This is a genomic window from Sphingomonas sp. Leaf30 (genome assembly GCF_001422525.1).
GTDB classification, from domain to species: Bacteria; Pseudomonadota; Alphaproteobacteria; order Sphingomonadales; family Sphingomonadaceae; genus Sphingomonas; species Sphingomonas aerolata.
Window position 1 is genome coordinate 1 of the sequence record NZ_LMKZ01000006.1, and the last position, 1,017, is coordinate 1,017.

The 1,017-nt window shown below is 57.7% G+C and carries 2 protein-coding genes; both read left to right on the plus strand.

All coding sequences use genetic code 11. From position 1 onward, the window contains the following. The coding region (locus ASE89_RS10605) for a PadR family transcriptional regulator (protein ID WP_330219054.1) at positions 1-297 on the plus strand (297 nt) is incomplete at its 5' end. Between the two features lie 77 nt (positions 298-374). After that, positions 375-932: a hypothetical protein gene (locus ASE89_RS10610; RefSeq protein WP_156363422.1), complete on the plus strand. Its 558-nt coding sequence runs from the start codon at positions 375-377 to the stop codon at positions 930-932. Positions 933-1,017 lie beyond the last annotated feature (85 nt).

Genomic DNA, 1,017 nt, shown 5'->3' on the forward strand with positions numbered 1-1,017 from the left:
CGTAATCGTCGACCATCGAAGCAAATGCTCCACTTGCTGGAGGCACTTTCGGCGCACGCTCAGCAGTGGCGCCACGGCTACGATCTGATGAAAGAGACGGGGCTCCTGTCTGGAACGCTGTACCCGCTACTGATCCGCATGACCGACCAAGGGCTTGTCGAGGCCGAGTGGCGTGAACCGGAACACCCTGGCCGGCCTGCTCGACATGCATACCGTTTAACGAGTGCTGGAGTGTCATTTGCGCGTATGGCCACACCTGCCGGCCCAATGACTTTCACCAAGGCCGCCTTCGCGTGAAATCGGCTGTGTCGCGAGCTCTGCTGTCATTGGCCAGTCGGTCTCTCGGCTCGGATCGCCGAACATGGGCGATGGCCATGGAAGCGGAGTTCGAAGCTGCGGTGGAGGATCGACGTCCATTCCAGTTCGCTCTCGGCTGCCTGTTCGTAGCGTGGCGAGAGATCGGGAAGCACAGCGAAGGACGCCTGATCCTTGCGAGTTACGCGCTTGCTCTGGGGTTACTCATTCCGATGGCAACTCTGCAGTTCCAGCAGGCGGTCGGCTTCCTGTCTTCGGCAGACGGTCCGCCTTTCGTTATCCCAAGCGCCGGCGACGGACCGAATCTTTATTTGATCTGGTCTCAAAACAGCGCAATCCCGATATTGCTTATCACGTGGCTCCTGCTCGGTATGGCGCACCTTTGTCTCGCGTGGATGCTAGTAGAATGGGATTGGCCGCGCATCGTGAAGTGCGGCACGCTGATTGGAGCAGCAATGATCACGTTGTCGCTGTTCATGGGCGTATTGATGCTCGATCTGTCGTCATTGGGGGTGCCAATCGCGGAGCTGGTGATCGAATTTGTAGCGGTAGCAGCCATTTCGCGGTGGCATATTCGGATTTCATCAGACGCCTCATCCGAACTGCTCGCCCGGTAGCGTGTAGGTGCTTTTCGACGATCCGGGCGAACGACCGGAATTATGCGGAGTCACTTGACTCTTAAATCTACATATGTTGCTCTGC